The following is a 21,409-nucleotide window of genomic DNA, read 5'->3' on the forward strand; positions in this document are numbered from 1 at the left end:
TTTCTTCACATTTTCCTATTAATCAAAAATATGAATTTAAAAACATTTTAATACTATATGTTTCTCTTTAATTATAGTTAGATGCTGTATCTATCTTTTAATAATCTTCATGATTGTTTCAGAATTATTAACTTTAATTATATAAACACCTGTAGAAAGGCTTGAAAGATCAGCCTGATTATTTTTAAACTGACCTGTCAATACAAGTTGCCCCGCTGCATTGTATATTTGAAATTGATATAACTTTCCTGTATCTCCTTTTATATTTAAAACATTATGGACAGGATTCGGATACAAAACAAGTGCATCTTCTTTCTTTTCTACGTTAGTTGTTGCTAATCCCGGAGCACCACCTAATCCTGCAGAAACCTGATTTTTAGGGATCGCTCCTAGCTCTTCTCCATTTTGATCATATTTTACTTTTGCACACCTGCAATTCATTCCAAAATAAGGATCATTATTATCATGAAAAGCAATCATACGATTTGCGCTTGATGCGGCATCAAAAAGAATATTAACCGCTCTCCCGATATAATTGGAATTGAGAGCTCCAGTCCATATTCCCGGATATTGAAAATTATTCACATTGAACGTTCCCTGAGCAGATTGATTAGCCGTCACACTTCTAAATCCTCTGGATCCGGAATTCGGATAATTACCCACCAAATAACTCGTATTATTGTACATATATCCTATGGTTGTAGAAGTACTATTTCTAACTCGTGTTCCTAAATAGTCAGTAATCACGCTATAAGCAGTTGCTACATTTTTATCTTTTTTATACCAAGGCGAAATACCAAAGTCTTTATTGCTTACTATGGTAACACCTGTTAAGTCAGGAATCCTCCATCCTTGCGGGCAAGGATCAAAAGGAGATTTTTCACCACCTCTTCCCCATCTGTCCGCAGCAAGATTAGGCTCTGTAGCCAACCAGTCGGTTCCGTTTGAATAATTTGGCGTTGTAGAATTATACGGAGCAAAGCTACTCGGAATCATATACACCAAAGGATGCCCCACAGAATAAGAAAGTACTTTTGCTATTTTTTGTGAAGGTCGGTCAGTTGACAAAACATTTGCGTTTGCAGCATTCGAATAGGTATCATAAGGTATAATATAACTACCGGAAAGGTTATTATACACCGTAGGAGTAAGCGTAGTATACGCAACGCCTCCGGTATCTGAAACATTCCCTAAGAATATATTATAGCTCGATCTGTTATCAGCATTCTGAAATGATGGAATAGGATCTTTTCTTCCCCACTGATACTGCAGTCCTGTTGATGCTCTAATTTTTGAAAGTTCGGCTGCCGTTGGCGTAAGAGGATCTGCAACCTGAGGAAAAGCATCTGTAGCTCCCAGATTTCGATCCATAAATTCTGTTTTTAGAATATCCCCTTTAGGAATATAGTTTACATAATTACTTGCTGTTGCATCAGGCAATTCAGTCGTATAATTATAGCTTCCTACCGCCGTATCTGTCACCCAAATATGCCATGACCAGTACACAGGGTTCGCGATACTTCCATTATGTAAGGTTACAACCGCATTACCACTCTGATTGGGATTAATATTGACAACAATTTTTGAGTTATTTAATGCTGCAGTTGACCCAGGAGATGGATTCGTTACAGTTACCGTATTTATTAATGAAGTATTGGTTGACCAAAGAACATTCGCTTTTAGATTATTAAAACTTGCAGCATTTAAGATTGCCTCATTTCCCAGAAGCTGACTTTGTACAGAGAAAGCTTTACTTACAGGAATCTCAATAGCAGATAAAGAGGTCGACTTTACAATCTGATAAGTATTAGGATTATTTAAACCTTCTTTATATTCAGTTGATGCAGTGAAGTACTCAGTTGGAAAATCGTAATCATTAATTACATTCAAAGGATCTTTTATACATCTGCACGCATTGGCATCTGATGTTTTTACTGCAGAGGTAGGCATATACCAATACCTTCCTTTAATATTCGGTTTTGAAGGATCCGGAATATCGGTCTGATATTGATCTGAAACCATAAATAATGATCTTGCTCCTACCGCAGGAGTCGTATCAAAATGTCTCGCCATCGTTGCCGTCCACAATCCTACATGATGCTGATCCGTATATTGCCCTCCCTGTAAATCTATTGCTAGCTGACCTGTCCCCGGGAAAACACCCATATTAAACCCTCCTACATTAGAAAGATCAAATCCTAAATTGGGATACGCCTTTACTCCTTGTAAGTATGATGGAACGTTGGTATCATTCGGTTTAATAATATGATATCCGTTGGATTCAAATGTATTTTTTCCTAACCCTGTTCGTACTCCAAAAGGAGAAAAATCTACACGAATATCATCCACATAGAATACCGAAGCTAAATTCGCCGTCAACATTGAAGGAATTCTCCATCCATTCGGACAGGGATCGAATGCTGATTTATCTTTATATACCGCTGCGTTATCTGAATTATTATAATCCGCTACAATATTTCCTTCAGAATTATCAGACCACAAGTTGAGTTCAGACAATCGGTTATCGGTTATGGTTGAGGACTTCCCAAACCAGTTTACCATCAAGTTTGTATTGTTATTGTAATAAGCCGGACCTGAATTGTCATCCTTATTGACATAAATTAAACTTAACGGATTTTTTATCGCAAGCTGAATATTATTATTTACCGTAGCATTCGACAACAAAACAAACTGTCTGAGGTTATCAAAGTTAGTTGCATTAGTAAAATTTTTCGCTCCACGGTGTCGGATTCTGCCTATGGAACCTGAAACTTCATAAAAATCACCTCCTTTCATGACCAAAGGAGGAATAGGGTCTTTTCTCCCCCACTGATACAACAATCCTCCATTTCTATTCCATTCCGTCCCGGTCATAGAACTGCTTATCGCTCCTAAGTTACGATCCATCCACTTCCATTCGGAATCAGGAATCACTTCTACAGTCCCATCACTTTTTTTTCTTTTAACTCCCGGAAAGCTTTTATAAGACGACCCGTTACTTGGATCTTCCGTAACCCAAACATGCCAAGACCAAAAAATCTCTCCGTTGATTCTAAATGCAATTACCGCATTTCCTTCTTTTGATTTATTAATCGGAATTTTGATTTTCGCATCTTCTCCGGTTCCAACTATTTCAAGGCTATAATTAGCATTGGCTTTTATCAACCCATGAACATCCTCCCACAACACATCTGCGGTAACGGTACCGGAAGGTAACCCAGACGCGCCCAACAATGGATTAGTCAGCCAGATGGCATACGCTTTTTTTACAGGGATATAAAGGCCTTCATAGGAAGAATAAGGATCAAAAACATAGCTATTCGGTGCTTTTGTCCAATCTTTCAACAAGGTTTTAGAATATTGATTTTTCCACTCTTTTGACTTTTCTACCTGATTATCCTTTTTTAAAGTTTTAAGTTCTAAAGAGTCTTTTTTCACCTTAGAAAAACCCAAAACTGGAATCAAACATAGCGCGTATAGAGCTGTAAGACTAATAGTTCTCGTATTTCTCAAACTTATTATTCTCCATAAAGTGAATTTTATAAATTCATAAATCATAAATGATAAAAATTATTAATAATTAAAAATAAATACATTTATTTAAAATAAAAAACAAACATATTTCAATACTAATAAATTATTAATCATTTTTGTGTCATTGCAAAAATATAATAATATTACACAGAAACAATTAATTTATGATTAATTTTAATTCAACTAAACAAAACGAAAAAAAGCGATACATCACGTATCGCCCTATTTAAAGCAAAAAACTTAATTTTATGGTAGTAAATGATTTTTGTAAAGCTCGATTGTAAATCTACCGTTCACAATATTTTTAAAGCTTGAGAAAACAATAAAGTTGAACATCACCAAAGCGATAATGAACGTATAAATTGTTTTCTTAGTATTCTCAGAAGCTACATACATTGCATTTGGAATAATAATGTACGAGAAACCAATAAATGCCCCCGCCAAACGGGAAGAAAAAATAGGGTTATTTCTAAAGATAAAGTAAAAACAAATTCCGATAACGGCATAGTTCCTATGATATTCGTAGTAAGGAAACTTCTTTTTCATATCAGAATCGAAGAAGAAAAGGAAGAAGGTAAGGATGATCATCATTACCTCTGGAATTCCGAATCCACCGTTTAACCTTTGTGCCGTTTCATCGATATATCCGTTAAATCCTTCCACCAGCTCACTCTGCGAAGCGATATTCGTTAAAAAGTCCCCAAAAATACGATAGACTTCAAATGGAGAAAGAAACACCGAAACCACGATGAGTATCAACATCCAGGTCTTATTCAAAGGCACACGAGCCAACCAGTACATGGGTAAAAATATATAACATACATTGTGAATTCCCGCCCCTATATAAATAAACAAAAGGTAATAAAGCAATTTCCTCTGCTTAATAAACTTAATCGCAAAATAAACAATAAACGATCCTAAACACTGTCTGATTTGCCCACTTTCCCCGATAAAAAAGCCGGGTATGAACATAAACAGCATAAAAGTAAAGGGATAAAAGGTATTATCCTCCACATAATCTATTTTGAAAAATATCGTAATAATGGCAACTACAAAAGTGAGCATGTAGAAAGGCGCATTAAAAACATTCAGCATAATCTTATTAATCAACACAAAGAGCCATTCCAGCTCCATAGGTTGTGGCCCTTCCATATTAAGAGCCTTCATAAAAATACTCAGATAATCTTTTGTCCCGGAATAAATAAAAATCCCGCGATAACTTCCATAGTCAGGTCCTACCTGATCTCTAAGCCCCGCCACGATCATAAGATATACCCCTAAAACCCAAAGCCATCTTTTATCAACCCTTCTGGAAAACACTTCCTGAAAGCTAAAAATCATCATATAAATAATGGCAATAATATAATATGGGTGCAATAAACTCATGAAGTAGTTTTATATTTTTTAAACTCATGAGAAGCTATCACAAAGCCTGTCAGAAGTAAAGGGATAAAAAGTCTCGTCTCCCAAAAAAGCCCTACAAGGGCAATCATCAATAGATAAGGAGATGAAAAAAGAATATATTTTTTTAAAATAATCTGTTGATCCGAACTACAAAGTGAAAACGTAAAGTATAAACCCAAAACCCCAAAACATAAGCCCAACAAATTAAAGGGACTTGTAAAGTTTTTAAGAACGTAAATTCCTTCAGCAAAAGAAACATTCTGAGGAATAAAAAACTTCAATCCCAAATAAGGCAATACAAAAGCAATCACAAGAAAAGCGATTTCCTTACCGTAAGTCAAATCAAATTTTTCAATATTAACAAAAAGGGCTGCGAAAAAAGCAATATTCAAACAAGCTGTTTCTCTTACAAACGTTGAAATAAAAATCAAAACAAGTAATCCTAAAAAAACACTATATTTTTTATAATGAAAATACTTTAAGGTCAATAGAATGCCATACAAATAAAAGAAAACCGCAACCACATCGCAATTGGTAGGTACATACTGAGTAATAACAATAAAAAACACCGCCAACAGATGAACAAGCCGTCTTATTTTAATATCCTGAAAAAAATCGGCAGGACTCAATTTAAAAATTAAATGTAAAATAATGGAAGACAAAACGAAGAACAGGCTGTTCACCACAAAAACCCCATGATAAAACAAACTTCCGTGTTTCAGCAGAAAAGCTTTTAACACCGGAAAACCCTTCATAATTTCAGTAAGAATTTCCGTCACATGAACGCTCAGGTAATTAGGAATGACACGATACGCGTATACCGAAGAAAACATAAAATCCGGAGCCTTCTCCCATTTTTTCATATCCACATAAGAGGATTCAAAGCCATAATACGCTATGAATAGAAGAAGAAACGGGAAAATTATGACAAATAAAACGTCATTTATTTTTTCATCAAATAGTTTCTGCATACAAAACAGTTCCTCGAATTAGAATAATTTTGTCTCAAAAAGTCTCTTTACAAAGACATTATTTGCAAAAATATAAGTTTTTTTCATTCGGACTAGAAATATTTTATTGATTTTCAAGTCAAACTTTATCGTTAAAAATTTTGAACTACCCCCTAAAAATTTAAATTTGCAAACTTGATTTTATAATGTAATGCATCGTTTCTTCATATTTTTATATTATCTCATCTCAAAAAACAAGATTTTTTCTGTTCTTTTTGCGACAGGAATAGCTGTTTTGTGCCTTTTTTTTGCTTCAAAAATCAATTTTGAAGAAGATATCAATCAGATAATCCCTAAAAATGAAAAGTCCGATCTTACGGCAAAAGTTCTGAAACAGCTCAATTTTTCAGATAAAATCATTGTTATCATCGAAAACAAATCCAAAGAAGATCAGTTTCAACTTTCGGAAACCGCGGATACTTTTTTAACTAAAATTGAGCCTTTACAGAAGTACATTGGCACAGTTCAGGGAAAAGTAAATGATAATGAAATTTCAGAAACCTTCGATTTTGTCAATCAGAACCTTCCTTTGTTTTTAGATGAAAACGATTACAGCGAAATCGAAAGAAAACTTCAAAAGGACAGTATCGCAAAACAGGTTGAGAACAATTATGTTTCTTTAGTTTCCCCAACAAGTTTGGTGACAAAAGAATTCATTAAAAAAGATCCGCTGGGAATTACTTTTTTAGGGATCAAAAAACTCAACGCTTTAAATATTAGCAAAGATTTTAAGCTTGAAGACAATTATATTGTTACTAAAGACGGAAAAAATCTTCTTCTTTTCATCAGTCCTAAAAACAAAAGCAACGATACCAAAAACAATGAGACATTTATTAATCAGCTCAACGAAATAAAAGATAACCTCAACAAACACTTCAAAGGAAAAACAGAGATCAGCTATTTCGGGTCTCCAGTTATTGCGGTTGCAAACGCTCAACAGATAAAAAAAGACATCCAAAATACAGTCATTATTTCAATGACCGTGCTTTTGCTTTTGCTGATTTATTATTTCAGAAATGTTTTTACCCCTATCATTGTCTTTCTTCCCACAGTATTCTCTGTTTTATTGGCTTTACTGATTTTATATTTTATTAAAGATAAAATTTCTGCAATCTCATTAAGTGTAGGAGCTATTCTAATAGGAATTACTATCGATTATGCACTTCATATTCTGACGCATTATAAGCACAACAACAATATTGAAGAGCTGTACAAAGAAATCACACAACCTATTATTTTAAGTAGTGCAACAACTGCCGTTTCATTTTTGTGTTTGGTTTTTGTACGTTCGGAAGCCTTAAAGGATTTAGGGCTGTTTGCTGCAATCACCGTGATTCTTTCATCGGTTACCGCATTGATTATTGTACCTCAACTCTACAAACCAAAGACTAAGGAGAAATCAGTTAATACCAATTTCATAGACAAAATCGGAGCATATCCTTACGAAAAAAACAAACCGCTTATTATTGGATGCTCGGTTATTATTATAGCCTGTCTTTTCGGTTTCAGACATGTTGGGTTCAATGAAGATATCGGAGATTTAAATTACATTCCGAAAGATCTAAAAATAAGCGAGGCTAAACTGGAAAAGCTTTCAGATATTACTTCAAAATCGATTTATACAATTTCCTATGGAAACTCTGAAAATGAAGCTTTAACAAGAAACTCTCAACTGAGCCAATTTTTAGAAAAAGAAAAGAAAGACGGAAAAATCCTCAGCTACAATTCTCTTGGAAATGTGGTTTTATCCGAAAAAGATCAGCAAAAAAAGATTGAAGGCTGGAATAAATTCTGGGATAACAACAAGAAAACCCAAACTATTTCTGAATTGGTAAAAAATGGAAATCAATTCGGATTCAATAGTTCGGCATTTGATCAGTTCAATGAAAATTTAAATAAAAACTATTCTACATTAAGTCTAAAAGACTACTCAACCGTAAAAGCTTTACAGGTCTCGGAATTCTTAAGTAATGAAAATGGCTTTTATACCGTTTCCAATGTGGTAAAAGTTGATGAAAAGAAAAGAGACGCCTTCATTAAAGACGTTGAAAAAAATCACGACGCTTTGGCAATCGACCGTCAACAGATGAATGAAAATTTTTTAGGGTTGTTGAAAAGAGATTTCAATACGCTGATTAATTATTCTTTGCTGGCTATTATTTTAACCATCATTATTTTCTTCAGAAATTTTGAACTGACGATTTTGACAATGTTCCCGATTGTCTTGACAGGAGTGGTTACCGCAGGAATTCTATATTTCTTAGGATTAGAGCTTAATATTTTCAGTACCGTTGTCTGCACTTTGGTTTTCGGTGTCGGAGACGACTTCAGTATTTTCCTTACTCAGGCGATGCAGAAGGAACATACAACAGGGAAAAACGAACTTCCTACGTACAGAACCTCTATTATTCTTGCTGTTTTCACCACAGTACTTTCTATCGGATCTTTGATTTTTGCAAAACATCCCGCATTGCATTCCTTAGCTTTGGTGGCACTCATCGGAATGTTCTCGGTGATCATCATTACCTCAACATTATATCCGTTCTGGTTTAGATTATTAATTACCAACAGAGCGAAAAAAGGGCTTTCACCGATTACCTTCAGAATGCTATTCAATTCTGTATTGTCATTTTTATATTACGGATTAGGAGGATTGCTATTTTCTGCGGTTGGAAGTATTTTTGTTAAAAACTCAAAAGGAAAAACACTGGACATTATAAAACTGATTTTAGCTAAATTTTTAGTTTCTGTTTTATACACCAATCCGTTTGTAAAAAAGAAGTTTATCAAAAATCCTAATGAAGATTTCAATAAACCGGCTGTAATTATTGCTAACCACACTTCCTTCCTAGATACTTTGGCTTTGGCAATGAGTAATCATAAAATTATTTACCTGGTAAATGACTGGGTATATAACTCCCCTATTTTCGGAAAGCTTGTAAAAGCTTTAGGATTCTATCCCGTTTCTCAGGGTATCGAAAACGGAATGGAGAAACTGAAAGAAAAAGTAAAGCAGGGATATTCCTTGGTTGTTTTTCCTGAAGCAGAGCGTTCTTACACCAATGATGTCAAAAGATTCCATAAAGGAGCATTTTATATTGCAGAAGAGTTCGGATTAGACGTTGTTCCGGTTTATATCCACGGAAATTCTGAAGTTTTACCAAAAGGTGACTTCATTATTTATGATGGAGTTATTACGGTAAAAGTGGGAGAAAGAATTGATAAAAACGACTTAAACTTCGGAAAAATATATTCAGAAAGAACAAAAAAGGTCAATGCTTATTTCAGAGAAGAATTTTCAAAGCTTAGAAATGAGCTAGAAGATGAAAACTATTTTAAAAAGAAATTATTTTTAAGCTTTTTGTACAAAGACAATGAAGTCGTAAAAGAAGTTAAAAATGATTTCAACAAAAACAAATCATTGTATTTCGAACTGAACAAGCATATTCCAAAAGACGGAAATATCTTACACATTTCAGATGACTACGGCCAAAAAGATATTGTATTTACTTTACAGCAGGCCAGAAGAAAAATATTCAGTTTTATAAGCAATCCTGAAAAACGCGAAGTCGCAAAGCATAATTATATTGTACAACGAAGAAAAATCAAATACATCTCCGATTTCTCAGAAATTGATAAAGAAATTGATACTCTTTTGATCTCCACTGAATCTTTTGATCTTACCAACTTAAAAGAACTTCCTCCAAAAATTATTTTTATTAATGAAGGAAATACTTCTTTTGAACATATAAATTATACACTAGAATCAAGTTCAGCATCAATAAAAATATATAGACATACATAATATACCACTGAAAAACATATTTTTGTAAATAATAACAAACGCATGAAGAAGAATATACTTGTAATATATTATACTCAGACAGGTCAACTCGAAGATATTGTAAAGAACATTGCCCGTCCTTTTGAAGAAAAAACAGACGAGTACCAAGTTACCTATTACAATATCAAAATGAAGGAAGATTTTCCTTTTCCGTGGTCAAATGATGTATTTTTCAATACTTTCCCTGAGTCTTATTTACAAATTCCAAGTGAAATTCTTCCCCCTTCTGAAGAGGTACTGAATAAAAAATACGACCTTATTCTTTTTGGATATCAGGTTTGGTATTTAACCCCTTCTATTCCTATTATTTCATTTTTAAAAAGCGGCTACGCAGAACAACTCCTGAAAGACACACCCGTTGTTACCATTTCAGGTACCAGAAATATGTGGATGTTCTCTCAGGAAAAACTGAAAGTCTATTTAAAAAATATGAAAGCCAAACTGATAGGAAATATTGCTTTGGTAGACCGACATGATAATTACACAAGCGTATTGACCGTAATTCGCTGGATGATCGGCGGACAAAAAGAAAAATCAGGTATCCTTCCTGCAGCCGGAGTTTCAGATCAAGAAATAAAGGATTCTGTAAAATATGGAAACATTATTGAAGCCCATTTCAGCAAGAATGATTTTGAAGGATTACAGCCTGATCTCGTAAAAAATGGAGCGATCGAAATAAGACCGTTCTTAGTACGTGTAGAAAAGGTAGGAAACAAAATTTTCACCATTTGGTCAAACCTTATTATAAAGAAAAAAGAGAAACGACCGCTACTTATCAAATTCTTTAAGGTATATTTGATGGCGGCGATATGGATTATCTCACCCGTAGTGTTGGTTTTACACCTACTAACAACACCAATTTTTTGGTTCAAAAGACAGAAAGAAAAAAAATATTTACAAGGAATTAATTTAAAATAGAATGTACGACGTATTTATAACAAAAGCATCAAAATACTTACCCAACGAGCCGGTTTCAAATGACGAAATGGAAACGTATCTTGGTTATATAAATGGCGCGAAGTCTAAGGCAAAAGCAATTATTTTAAGAAATAATAAAATTACCACAAGATATTACGCTCTAGATAAAGAAGGAAACCCTACTCATACAAATGCACAATTGACAGCAAAAGCAGTTGAAGGACTTTTTGACGAAAAATTCAAAAAAGAAGACTTGAAACTTTTATCTGTAGGAACAACTTCACCAGATCAGATTCAGCCTTCACACGCTTCCATGGTTCATGGTGAATTAAATATCGGAAAATCTATTGAAATTAATACCGCAACAGGACTTTGCAATTCAGGAATGAATGCGTTGAACTACGGATTCCTTTCCATTAAAGCAGGAGTTCAGGATCAGGCTGTTTGCGCAGGTTCAGAAAGAATGTCAGCTTGGATGACCGCAGATAAATTCAATCACGAAGCAGAAAACTTAATCTTATTAGAAGAAAGACCAATCATCGCTTTCAAAAGAGAATTTTTGAGGTGGATGCTTTCTGACGGAGCCGGAGCGTTCTTATTGGAAAACAAACCAAGAGAAAACGAAACCAATTTAAAAGTAGAATGGATTGATTTCTATTCTTATGCTCACGAAATTGAAGCTTGTATGTATGCAGGTTGCGAAAAGCAGGAAGACGGAAGCTTGCAATCTTGGGCAGACTACCCTTCAGAAGAATGGTTGAAGCAGTCTATTTTTGCTTTAAAGCAGGACACTAAAATTTTAGATAAATATATTCTGGTAAAAGGTGCTGAAAGTTTAAGATCATCTTTTGATAAACACAATCTTGATCCGGAATCTATCGATCATGTATTAGCTCATATTTCTTCCGGATATTTTAAAGAAGGACTGAAAGATGAGTTTGCAAAAGTAGGATTGGATTTCCCTTGGGAAAAATGGTTCTATAACCTTTCTGAAGTTGGAAATATTGGAGCCGGTTCAATTTTTATTGCCGTAGAACAATTAATGAACTCAGGAAATCTGAAAAAAGGAGAAAAAGTACTTCTTTGTGTTCCTGAAAGTGGAAGATTTGCCTATTCTTGTGCTTTATTAACGGTTTGCTAATGGAAAACAAATTACCAACCACTGATCAGAATTTCGTGGAAAGTTTAATTCCACAGCGATTTCCTTTTGTAATGGTCAACAGCATTGCAGCATATTCTGAAGATCATTTGGTTTCAGGATTTGAAATAAAAGAGGAAAACATTTTTGTTCAGGACGGGATTTTTCAGGCTTCCGGTTTGGTAGAACATCAGGCGCAGAGTGTGGCGTTACACACCGGCTATAAGTTTTATTTATTAGGAAAAGAGGCTCCGACAGGATACATAGGTGCTATTAAAACTTTTGAAGCAATACAGTTACCAAAATTGGGTGATAAGCTCACTTCAGAAGTTTCTATTATTAATGAAATGATGGGAGTAACTTTAGTGGATATTGTGACAAAGCTTAATGATGAGGTTATTGCTAAATCCCAAATGAAAACTGTGGTAATGTAAATATTTGAATTAAAAGCTTTGTGATCTTGGTTAAGTGAAACGGCTTTGCGAACTTAAAAACGTTTAGTATTTCAAAAAATCTTTGCAAGCTTTGCGTTTAAAACAAATTCAAAAAAATAGATAATGGAAATCAAGGAAGAAAACATCATCAATATACACAATTTTCTCCCGCATCGCGAACCGATGCTGATGGCTGATTATATCTTGGAATTGACCAAAGAAAAAGTGATTACTTCCTTTGAAATCAAAGAAGACAATGTTTTTGTTCATAACAATGAACTCGTTGAAGCGGGTTTAATTGAAAATTTAGCACAAACCTGTTCATCCATTCTGGGACAAAGCTTCTTCGAAAATCCTGAAGCAGATACAAAAGTGATTGGCTTTATTACCAATATCAAGAAAATTGAAGTTTTTGCATTGCCAAATGTGGGTGATAAAATCATTTCAAAAGCATCATTGATTTCCCAGTTTGAAAACATTTGCAACATCTTTTGTGAGACATTTAATAACGATGAACTTCTGATAAGAGCCGAAATTAATTTGTTTATTCAAGAAGTAAAACACTAAACCGATGAAAAAACAAGACCTTCCTCAAGACGAAAGCAATCTGAAATCAGCAAACATGACTGAAGTCTTGTATGTAACTGATGAGAATAATAATTATACCACCGCAAACAGTATCGGTTGGGATGTAAAAAAAGCAGCGTTAGACGAATCTTTAGCGTTAATCAACGAAAGAATTGAAGAAGCCAAACAAAATGTTGCCAACAATATCGTAAGTCCTATTATTTATTTCATGGAACTGAATAAAATGGATCTGCAGGTATTGGCAGCCTACGTTGGAATGTGGCAATGGCGTGTAAAAAGGCACGGAAAACCCAAAATATTTAAAACACTAAGCGAATCCGTACTGAAAAAATATGCCGATGCTTTCGGAATTTCAGTGGATGAATTAAAAAACTTCAACGGAAAATAATTAATTTAAAATAGAAAACATCTTATTTGTCATTCTGACGAAGGAAGAATCTCTTTTAAAAATTATCTCCTGAGATAAATAGATAAAAGCCCAAATGGAACTTAATTTTGAACATCACCAAACAGCGCATTGCGAAAACGGTGTTGCCTCCAATTTATTATTGAACAAAGGACTAAAACTCAGCGAACCTATGATCTTCGGAATCGGTTCCGGATTGTTCTTTGTCTACTTACCCTTCTTAAAAGTAAATTTTGCTCCGGGGTTTAGCTATCGTCCGATGCCGGGTGCGATTTTCAGCAAGGCGGCAAAAAGACTGGGAATTAAAATCAAAAGAGAAAAATTCTCAAACCCAGCGGAAGCACAGAAAGCTTTAGAAAGAAATTTAAATCAGAATATACCAACAGGATTACAGGTGGGAGTTTTTAACTTAACCTATTTCCCTGAAGAATATAAATTCCATTTTAACGCCCACAATTTGGTTGTCTATGGAAAAGAAGACGGAAAATTCCTGATCAGCGATCCTGTGATGGATTATACCACTACTCTTACCGAAGCAGAACTTGAAAAGGTAAGATATGCCAAAGGAGCACTTCCTCCTAAAGGTCACATGTACTACCCTACTTACATTCCTGAAAATGTAAACTTGGAAGAAGCGATCAAAAAAGGGATCAAAGATACCTGTAAAAACATGTTGGCTCCTGTCCCTCTAATTGGGGTAAAAGCCATGAGATGGGTAGCAAGAAGCATCCCGAAATGGGCAGAGAAAAAAGGAACGAAAGTAACCAATCATTATCTTGGTCAACTGATCAGAATGCAGGAAGAAATCGGAACTGGTGGTGGCGGTTTTAGATTTATTTATGGGGCATTTTTACAGGAAGCAGCAGTCATTCTTAAAAATGATAAGCTTAATGAACTTTCTAAAGAAATCACCTCTATCGGTGACCTTTGGAGAGATTTTGCGGTAGATATTGCAAGAGTTTACAAAAACAGAAACTCGAAAAGCGATATTTATAATCAGCTTTCAAAAACAATGCTTCATATTGCAGATCTGGAAGAAGCTTTCTATAAAAAACTGAGAAAAGCGATCTAATGGAGAACTTAATTGAGATTAAAAATTTATATAAAAAATATAAAAATGCAGAAGACTTTTCTGTAAATGATATCTCGTTGAATATTGAGAAAGACGAAATCTACGGAATTCTCGGTCCCAACGGAGCCGGAAAAACAACATTGATTTCCATGCTTTCAGGGTTGATAAAACCCACTTCAGGAAGTTTTAAAATCAATGGATTATCTCCTCAAAAAGACGGTTTTAAATTAAGACAAATCATCGGAATTGTTCCACAGGAATACGCTTTATATCCGACTTTGACTGCTAAAGAAAACTTAATGTATTTCGGAAGTCTTTACGGTTTAAGTCACAAAAAATTAAGAAATGCTATTGATGAATCCTTAGAAATTATGGGATTATCAAAATTTGCAGATAAAAAAGTAGAACAGTTTTCAGGAGGAATGAAACGCCGTTGTAATCTGATTGCAGGAACCCTTCACAATCCTAAAGTTCTATTTCTGGATGAACCAACTGTTGGAGTTGATGTTCAGTCCAAAAAAGCCATTATCGATCATCTTTTGGATTTAAATAAAAAAGGAACCTGTATCATTTATACATCGCATCACCTTTCAGAAGCAGAAGAATTCTGTACAAAAATCGCCATCATCGACCACGGAAAAATCCACGCGGTCGGAACACCTGAAGAATTGGTAAACAGAGTGACGAATGCTGAAAACCTAGAAGATGTTTTCATTTCATTAACCGGAAAAGAATTAAGAGATGTTGTTGTATAAATTATGGAGAAGCTTCGTGAAAGAAGTTCTTTTACTGAAAAGAGATATCGGGGGAATCGTCATCATTTTCGTGATGCCTTTATTGCTGATCATTACCATTACACTGATTCAGGATTCTACTTTCAAAAATCTGGAAGGCTCAAAAATCCCGATCATTTTTATTGATAACGACAAATCTGAAGTTTCAAAAAATATAAAACACGAACTGGAAAGCAGCAAAACTTTCCAACTATTGACCAATTACACTGAAAAATCTGCTCAGGAAGCCGTTTTTGGAGGAGATTATCAAATGGCCATCGTTATTCCTCAAAATTTAACGAAAGATTTAAATTCAAATATCGATGCCAAAGTTCAGGCAATTGTAAGTTCATTTGGATTGGATGAAAATGCAAACCAAAAAGTTCCGATTCCGGCTGTAAAAGCCAAAGAAATTCATTTATACTTTGATCCTGCCACCAATGCCGGATTCAAAAACTCAGTGATGAATTCCGTGAACAAAATGGTTTTTGAGATCGAGAACCAAAAGATTTACAAAGCGTTCCAGGATCAGCTGGGAACCACAGAAAATCTTGAAGAAAATAAAAACTTAATCAGTTTCAAAGAAATCACTCCGAAAAAAGGAAAAATGGAAGTGATTCCAAATTCGGTTCAGCATAACGTTCCGGCTTGGGCATTGTTCGCAATATTCTTTATCGTAGTTCCTTTGTCTATTAATTTGGTTAAAGAAAAAAGCCAGGGAACAAGCGTGAGAGCAAGAATCAGCCCGACTCCTTATTTCATCCATATTTTAGGAAAAACATTTACCTATCTTATCATCTGTATCATTCAGTTTTTACTGATGGTTGCCGTAGGAATTTATCTTTTCCCTTATATGGATTTACCTCAATTTGATGTCACAGGAAAAATGTTCCAGCTTATTGTCGTAACATTATTTTCAGGATTGGCAGCCATTGGTTTCGGTGTTTTATTAGGAACCATTGCTGATACTCAGGAACAGTCTGCACCCTTCGGAGCAACGTCTGTTGTGGTTTTAGCTGCCATCGGAGGAATCTGGGTTCCGGTATTTTTAATGCCAGAATTTATGCAGTCAGTGGCAAAATTCTCTCCTATGAATTGGGGACTAAATGCCTACTATGACATCATTCTAAGAAACAGCGGAATCGGTGGAATTGCAAAAGAGCTCACCTTCTTATTTTTATTCTATCTTGCCATGGTTGGGATTTCATTAATTTACGAAAGAAAACAAAATGCAGTCTAAAGAAAATTTAACTTGTACAGAAGTCGTTAGAGTAAGATTCAATGAGACAGATCCATTGGGAATTGTTTGGCACGGTCATTATATCGTCTATTTCGAGGACGGAAGAGAAGCTTTCGGAAGACAGCATGGTTTGACGTATCTTGACATTCAAAAAGCGGGTTACGTTACACCCATTGTAAAAAGTACTTGCGAACATTTTCTTCCTTTAAAATATGGAGAAACATTTAAAATTGTAACCACTTTTGTGAATTCCAATTCGGCAAAATTAATTTACAGATACGAACTCTTCAACGAAGAAAATAAATTGGTCTGCTCAGGAGAAACCATTCAGGTATTCTTAGATTCAGACAATAATTTGTGCTTATATAATCCTGAGTTTTTTCAGGCGTGGAAAGATAAAATGGGATTATAATGAAGAAGGAAATTTATATTACAGATTATAACTGCGTCACTCCTTTAGGATTTGATGTTTCTTCAAACTGGAATGCCCTTTTAGAAGGAAAATCAGGCGTAGCTTTACATAAAATTATAGAAAATCAAGAGCCGTTTTACGCTTCTATGATTGATTCTGAAAAACTGGAAAACGAGTTTAACAGATTCTTCGACGGAGCTCAGAATGACAATTCGACTTTTACAAGGCTTGAAAAAATGTTTTTGTTAAGCTTAAAACCTCTAGTTGAAAAACATCCTGTTTCAGATGAAACGGCTTTTATTTTATCAACAACAAAAGGAAATATCAGTTCACTAAAAAACCAAACCTCTTTACCGGAAAGCGTTTTCCTTTCAAGCTTGGCTCAAAAGATCGCTGATTTTTTCGGGATTAAAACCAAACCTATTGTTGTTTCTAACGCCTGTGTTTCTGGAGTAATGGCGATTGCCGTTGCCAAAAATATGATTCAGGCAGGAAAATATAAAGATGCTTTTGTAATTGCCGGAGATGAAATTTCCGAGTTTGTCATTTCAGGTTTCAATTCTTTCCAAGCGATCGGAACAGAAATCTGCAAACCTTACGATAAAAATCGTGACGGAATTAATATTGGTGAAGCAACTGCAGCAGTTTATATAACTTCTGAATTAAATCAAAACGAAAAATTTAGTTTTAAAATTTTAGGAGATTCAGCAATTAATGATGCCAATCATATTTCCGGTCCTTCAAGAACCGGTGACGGATTATTTGCAAGCATCAAAAATGCAATGACAGAAGCCCATATTTCAGCAGAAAAAATCGATTTTATTTCCGCTCATGGAACAGCGACAATATATAATGATGAAATGGAAGCTATCGCTTTTAACAGAATGGAATTACAAAACGTTCCCCTAAACAGTATGAAAGGCTATTACGGACATTGTCTGGGAGCTTCAGGATTACTGGAAAGTATTATTTCTATGGAAAGTGCAAGAAATAATATCCTAATTCCATCTAAAAACTTCAAAGAAACGGGAACTTCCCAACTTTTGAATATTATTAAAGAAAACCAACCTGCGGAAATCAGCTATATTTTGAAAACAGCTTCAGGTTTTGGTGGGTGTAATGCGGCAATTGTTTTAGAAAAATGTTAAAATGAAAACCATGAAGAAAACAGACATTTGCACCATAGAGCATTCAAAAATTGTTCTCAACAATGAGGTTATTTTTGAAACCCAAACTGAAAATTTTTCAGACTTTGCAAAAGAAGCCTATAAAACGTTAGAGCTAAATTATCCGAAGTTTCACAAAATGGATAGCTTAAGCAAACTCGCTTTTCTTGCCTCTGAAATGATTTTAAAAGATGAAGATCACAGCAGAACAGCATTAGTTTTTGCCAACAGGTCATCAAGTTTAGATACCGATTTTAAATATCAGGAAAGCATCAATTCTCAGGAAAATTACTTCCCGAGTCCAGCTGTTTTCGTGTACACTTTACCGAACATTTGTGTAGGTGAAATCAGTATCAAACACAAAATGCAGACAGAGAATGCTTTTTTTGTTTTGGATGAATTTGATGAAAATTTTTTAAACGATTACTCAGAGCATATTTTACAGTCGGGCAAGGCTGATAAAGTATTGTGCGGCTGGGTAGAACTCTATCAGGAAAGTTATAATGCTTTTGTATATTTGCTGACATTGTAAATTTGATAATTTGAAAATTACCATTAAAGTACAACGATTATTTAACAGAATATTTTTTATTTTAAAATTCAATATCTGATATAATTCAATACATTTTCAAATTATCTCATTAATATATTTTCAAATTAAATTTTTATGGAAAACTTAAGAGAAGAATTAAAACACAAAATTATCGAAGTTCTTAACCTAGAAGACGTTGCAGTAGAAGAAATCAAAGATACAGATCCTTTATTCGGAGGAGGTCTTGGATTGGATTCTATCGACGCGCTTGAATTGATAGTTCTTCTTGATAAAGAATACGGAATCAAATTATCTGATCCCAAAAAAGGGAAAGAGATTTTCGCTTCTATCGAGACAATGGCGAAATTCATTGAAGAAAACAGAACAAAATAAATTAATATACCAATGTATCGATCCGGCAGAAACCGTTGTATTGATACATTGTTACATTTTGCAACATGGGTCAAAAAATTGCCATAACAGGAATGGGCATCATTTCCGCGATTGGAAACAATGTGGAAGAAAATTTGAGTTCGTTAAAAACCGGAAAACATGGGATTTCAGACATTCAGTTGTTTGAAACACGCCATACCGGAAATATAAAAACGGGCGAGATCAAGTTATCTAATGAAGAGCTTGTACAAAAACTTCAGTTAAATGAAGACAATAATGCTACAAGAACCTCTTTATTAGGAATGGTTGCCGCAAAAGAAGCCGTAGAAAGTGCCGGAATTTCTGACATTAATGAATATAAAACAGGATTGATCTCCTCAACCAGTGTTGGCGGAATGGATATCACTGAAAAATATTTCTACACCTACGAAGACTTCCCTGAAAAGCAAAAATATATTGACGCTCATGATGCCGGAAATTCATCATTGCTGATTGCAGATTATTTAGGCTTACAAGGAATGGTTTCTACCATCAGTACAGCCTGTTCATCTGCAGCCAATGCCATTATGATGGGCGCAAAACTGATTAAAAACGGTGTTTTAGACCGGGTAATTGTCGGTGGAACAGATTCTCTTTCAAAATTTACGTTGAATGGTTTCAGCACGTTGATGATTCTTACGGATTCTTATAACACGCCTTTCGACAACGACAGAAAAGGTCTGAACTTAGGTGAAGCTGCTGCTTTCATCGTTTTGGAATCGGATGAAGTCGTGAAAAAGGAAAACAAAAAAGTTCTGGGTTATCTTTCAGGATATGGAAATGCTAATGACGCCCATCACCAAACCGCTTCTTCGGAAAACGGACAAGGAGCTTATTTAGCCATGGAAAAAGCTTTGAAAGTTTCAGGATTAGAGAAAGAAAATATTGATTATATAAACGTTCACGGAACGGCAACTCCTAATAATGATTTATCGGAAGGAATTGCCATGATCAGAATTTTTGGAGAAAATAATGTTCCTGAATTCAGTTCTACGAAAGCATTTACAGGTCATACTCTTGCTGCAGCTGCAGGAATTGAAGCCGTTTATTCTTTATTAGCGATTCAGAATAATATTATTTTTCCGAATCTGAATTTTAAAACAAAAATGGAAGAATTTGATTTGACTCCTGTAACTGAACTCAAAGAGAAAAATATCAACCACGTTCTTTCCAATTCGTTTGGTTTTGGGGGAAATTGTTCAACTTTAATTTTCTCAAAATCATGAGCGTAGTTTACATCAACAGTGCGGCCTGTATTTCGATTCAGGACACTTTAAATGAAAATTTTTTCCAAAACTTACAGCCTGTACATTCACCTCAGGTTTTAAAAGCTATTGAACCCAATTACAAAGAATTCATTCCGCCTGCAGCAAGCAGAAGAATGTCTAAAACGGTAAAAATGAGTTCCGTAGCATCAAAATATGCTTTACAAGAAGCTGGAATAGAAAATCCTGATGCGATTATCGTAGGGACAGGAATGGGTTGTTCCCAGGATTCTGAAAAGTTTTTAAAAAATGTGATTGATAATAACGAAGAGTTTCTTACTCCTACGTATTTTATTCAATCCACACACAATACAGTTGCGGGACAAATTGCCTTAGGTTTGCAATGTCACGCGTATAATTTCACGTATGTAAATACTTCTTCGTCTCTGGAATTTTCTTTTTTAGATGCAAAACTTCAGATCAATGACGGTGAAGCAGATAACATTTTGGTAGGTTCTACAGACGAACAAACCGACCGTACCATGGAATTGTACAAATTAAACAAAACCATTAAAAAAGAAGAAAATCTTCCCGTTGATTATTTAAACTCAACAACCAATGGAGTCATTTGGGGAGAAGGAGCCAGCTTTTTTGTCTTAGGAAAAGATAAAACAGAAAATTCTTATGCTCAATTAAAAGATATTCAGATCAGCAGCAGATTAAATTTAGAAGAAACTCATCAATTTGTTGAAGATTTTTTGGCTAAAAATAATTTGAAAAATGATGAAATTGATGCTGTTATTTTAGGTTACAGCGGAGATGCAAAATCTGATGTTTATTATACGAATGCAATGGGTTTATTTCAAAATTCAGCCTTATTGTATTACAAGCATTTGAGTGGAGAATTCAATACGGCAAGTGGTTTTTCAACATTTCTTGCTTGTCATATTCTTAAAAATCAAAAAATTCCGGAAGTGATGATGATTAATGATTTAAAAAAAGAGGAAATTAAATACACTCTTCTTTATAATCATTTGGGAGGAAATGATCATAGCTTGGTTTTGTTGGAAAGAGCTTAGTTTGTTGAATTTATTCTTAACGCAAAGAGTACAAAGAAATTTAAATTTTGAAAATATATTCCGTTCGCAAAGACGTTTCACTCAGCAAAAGTAAAACATAGTCTTTGTCATTCGGAACGAAACGAAGTGAAGCAAGGAATCTAAGTAACGTTAAAATACGCTGAGATTCCTACGGAATGACAAACACATCGTTTAAAGTGCTAAGAAGCTGAAAATTTCAGA

18 protein-coding genes are annotated in these 21,409 nt (G+C 34.6%); 15 read left to right on the forward strand and 3 right to left on the reverse strand.

From position 1 onward, the window contains the following. Positions 1-90 precede the first annotated feature (90 nt). The 3 genes from RM51_RS12315 to RM51_RS12325 form a co-directional block, all read right to left on the reverse strand. The gene (locus RM51_RS12315; RefSeq protein WP_165585006.1) at positions 91-3,513 is read right to left on the reverse strand and encodes a T9SS type A sorting domain-containing protein; all 3,423 of its coding nucleotides are present in this window, start codon (positions 3,511-3,513) and stop codon (positions 91-93) included. 267 nt (positions 3,514-3,780) lie between these two features. Beyond that, on the reverse strand, positions 3,781-4,920 hold the full coding sequence (locus RM51_RS12320) for an EpsG family protein (RefSeq protein ID WP_039369841.1): 1,140 nt from the start codon (positions 4,918-4,920) through the stop codon (positions 3,781-3,783). Next, positions 4,917-5,909: a hypothetical protein gene (locus RM51_RS12325; protein ID WP_039369843.1), complete on the reverse strand. Its 993-nt coding sequence runs from the start codon at positions 5,907-5,909 to the stop codon at positions 4,917-4,919. The genes RM51_RS12320 and RM51_RS12325 overlap by 4 nt, the downstream gene beginning before the upstream one ends. Positions 5,910-6,183: 274 nt before the next feature. On the opposite strand from RM51_RS12325, the gene RM51_RS12330 reads away from it, so the two are divergent. The 15 genes from RM51_RS12330 to RM51_RS12400 all read left to right on the forward strand — a co-directional run bounded on the left by RM51_RS12330 (position 6,184) and on the right by RM51_RS12400 (position 21,187). Further along, a complete protein-coding gene (locus tag RM51_RS12330; RefSeq protein WP_228375813.1) occupies positions 6,184-9,753 on the forward strand; it encodes an MMPL family transporter in 3,570 nt (1,189 codons plus the stop codon). 42 nt (positions 9,754-9,795) lie between these two features. Then, positions 9,796-10,710 carry a hypothetical protein gene (locus RM51_RS12335; protein ID WP_039369847.1) on the forward strand — a complete coding sequence of 305 codons (915 nt, stop codon included), beginning with the start codon at positions 9,796-9,798 and terminating at the stop codon, positions 10,708-10,710. A gap of 1 nt (position 10,711) precedes the next feature. Then, positions 10,712-11,851 (forward strand): beta-ketoacyl-ACP synthase III, encoded by a 1,140-nt coding sequence (locus RM51_RS12340; protein WP_039369850.1) that lies wholly within the window; start codon positions 10,712-10,714, stop codon positions 11,849-11,851. After that, entirely contained in the window at positions 11,851-12,282 is a 432-nt protein-coding gene (locus RM51_RS12345) for a hypothetical protein (protein WP_039369852.1), read from the forward strand. The genes RM51_RS12340 and RM51_RS12345 overlap by 1 nt, the downstream gene beginning before the upstream one ends. Before the next feature lie 123 nt (positions 12,283-12,405). After that, positions 12,406-12,849 carry an ABC transporter permease gene (locus RM51_RS12350; protein ID WP_039369855.1) on the forward strand — a complete coding sequence of 148 codons (444 nt, stop codon included), beginning with the start codon at positions 12,406-12,408 and terminating at the stop codon, positions 12,847-12,849. Between the two features lie 4 nt (positions 12,850-12,853). Next, positions 12,854-13,258: a hypothetical protein gene (locus RM51_RS12355; protein ID WP_039369858.1), complete on the forward strand. Its 405-nt coding sequence runs from the start codon at positions 12,854-12,856 to the stop codon at positions 13,256-13,258. 94 nt (positions 13,259-13,352) lie between these two features. Continuing rightward, the gene (locus tag RM51_RS12360; RefSeq protein ID WP_039369861.1) at positions 13,353-14,348 is read left to right on the forward strand and encodes a BtrH N-terminal domain-containing protein; all 996 of its coding nucleotides are present in this window, start codon (positions 13,353-13,355) and stop codon (positions 14,346-14,348) included. After that, the gene (locus tag RM51_RS12365) at positions 14,348-15,103 is read left to right on the forward strand and encodes an ABC transporter ATP-binding protein (RefSeq protein WP_039369864.1); all 756 of its coding nucleotides are present in this window, start codon (positions 14,348-14,350) and stop codon (positions 15,101-15,103) included. Before RM51_RS12360 ends, RM51_RS12365 begins: the two co-directional genes overlap by 1 nt. Next, the gene (locus RM51_RS12370; protein ID WP_039369867.1) at positions 15,090-16,361 is read left to right on the forward strand and encodes an ABC transporter permease; all 1,272 of its coding nucleotides are present in this window, start codon (positions 15,090-15,092) and stop codon (positions 16,359-16,361) included. Before RM51_RS12365 ends, RM51_RS12370 begins: the two co-directional genes overlap by 14 nt. Beyond that, positions 16,351-16,773 carry an acyl-CoA thioesterase gene (locus tag RM51_RS12375; protein WP_039369872.1) on the forward strand — a complete coding sequence of 141 codons (423 nt, stop codon included), beginning with the start codon at positions 16,351-16,353 and terminating at the stop codon, positions 16,771-16,773. Before RM51_RS12370 ends, RM51_RS12375 begins: the two co-directional genes overlap by 11 nt. Further along, positions 16,773-17,921, forward strand: a complete 1,149-nt coding sequence (locus tag RM51_RS12380; RefSeq protein ID WP_039369874.1) for a beta-ketoacyl synthase N-terminal-like domain-containing protein — start codon at positions 16,773-16,775, stop codon at positions 17,919-17,921. The genes RM51_RS12375 and RM51_RS12380 overlap by 1 nt, the downstream gene beginning before the upstream one ends. Positions 17,922-17,931: 10 nt before the next feature. After that, on the forward strand, positions 17,932-18,471 hold the full coding sequence (locus tag RM51_RS12385) for a 3-oxoacyl-ACP synthase (RefSeq protein WP_117590352.1): 540 nt from the start codon (positions 17,932-17,934) through the stop codon (positions 18,469-18,471). Between the two features lie 135 nt (positions 18,472-18,606). Then, a complete protein-coding gene (locus RM51_RS12390; protein ID WP_039369882.1) occupies positions 18,607-18,864 on the forward strand; it encodes a phosphopantetheine-binding protein in 258 nt (85 codons plus the stop codon). 65 nt (positions 18,865-18,929) lie between these two features. Then, the gene (locus tag RM51_RS12395; protein ID WP_039369885.1) at positions 18,930-20,129 is read left to right on the forward strand and encodes a beta-ketoacyl-[acyl-carrier-protein] synthase family protein; all 1,200 of its coding nucleotides are present in this window, start codon (positions 18,930-18,932) and stop codon (positions 20,127-20,129) included. Then, positions 20,126-21,187 carry a beta-ketoacyl synthase N-terminal-like domain-containing protein gene (locus RM51_RS12400; protein ID WP_039369887.1) on the forward strand — a complete coding sequence of 354 codons (1,062 nt, stop codon included), beginning with the start codon at positions 20,126-20,128 and terminating at the stop codon, positions 21,185-21,187. The genes RM51_RS12395 and RM51_RS12400 overlap by 4 nt, the downstream gene beginning before the upstream one ends. Positions 21,188-21,409: the final 222 nt, after the last annotated feature.

Source organism: Chryseobacterium taiwanense (assembly GCF_000813825.1).
In the GTDB taxonomy this organism is placed as follows: Bacteria; Bacteroidota; Bacteroidia; order Flavobacteriales; family Weeksellaceae; genus Chryseobacterium; species Chryseobacterium taiwanense.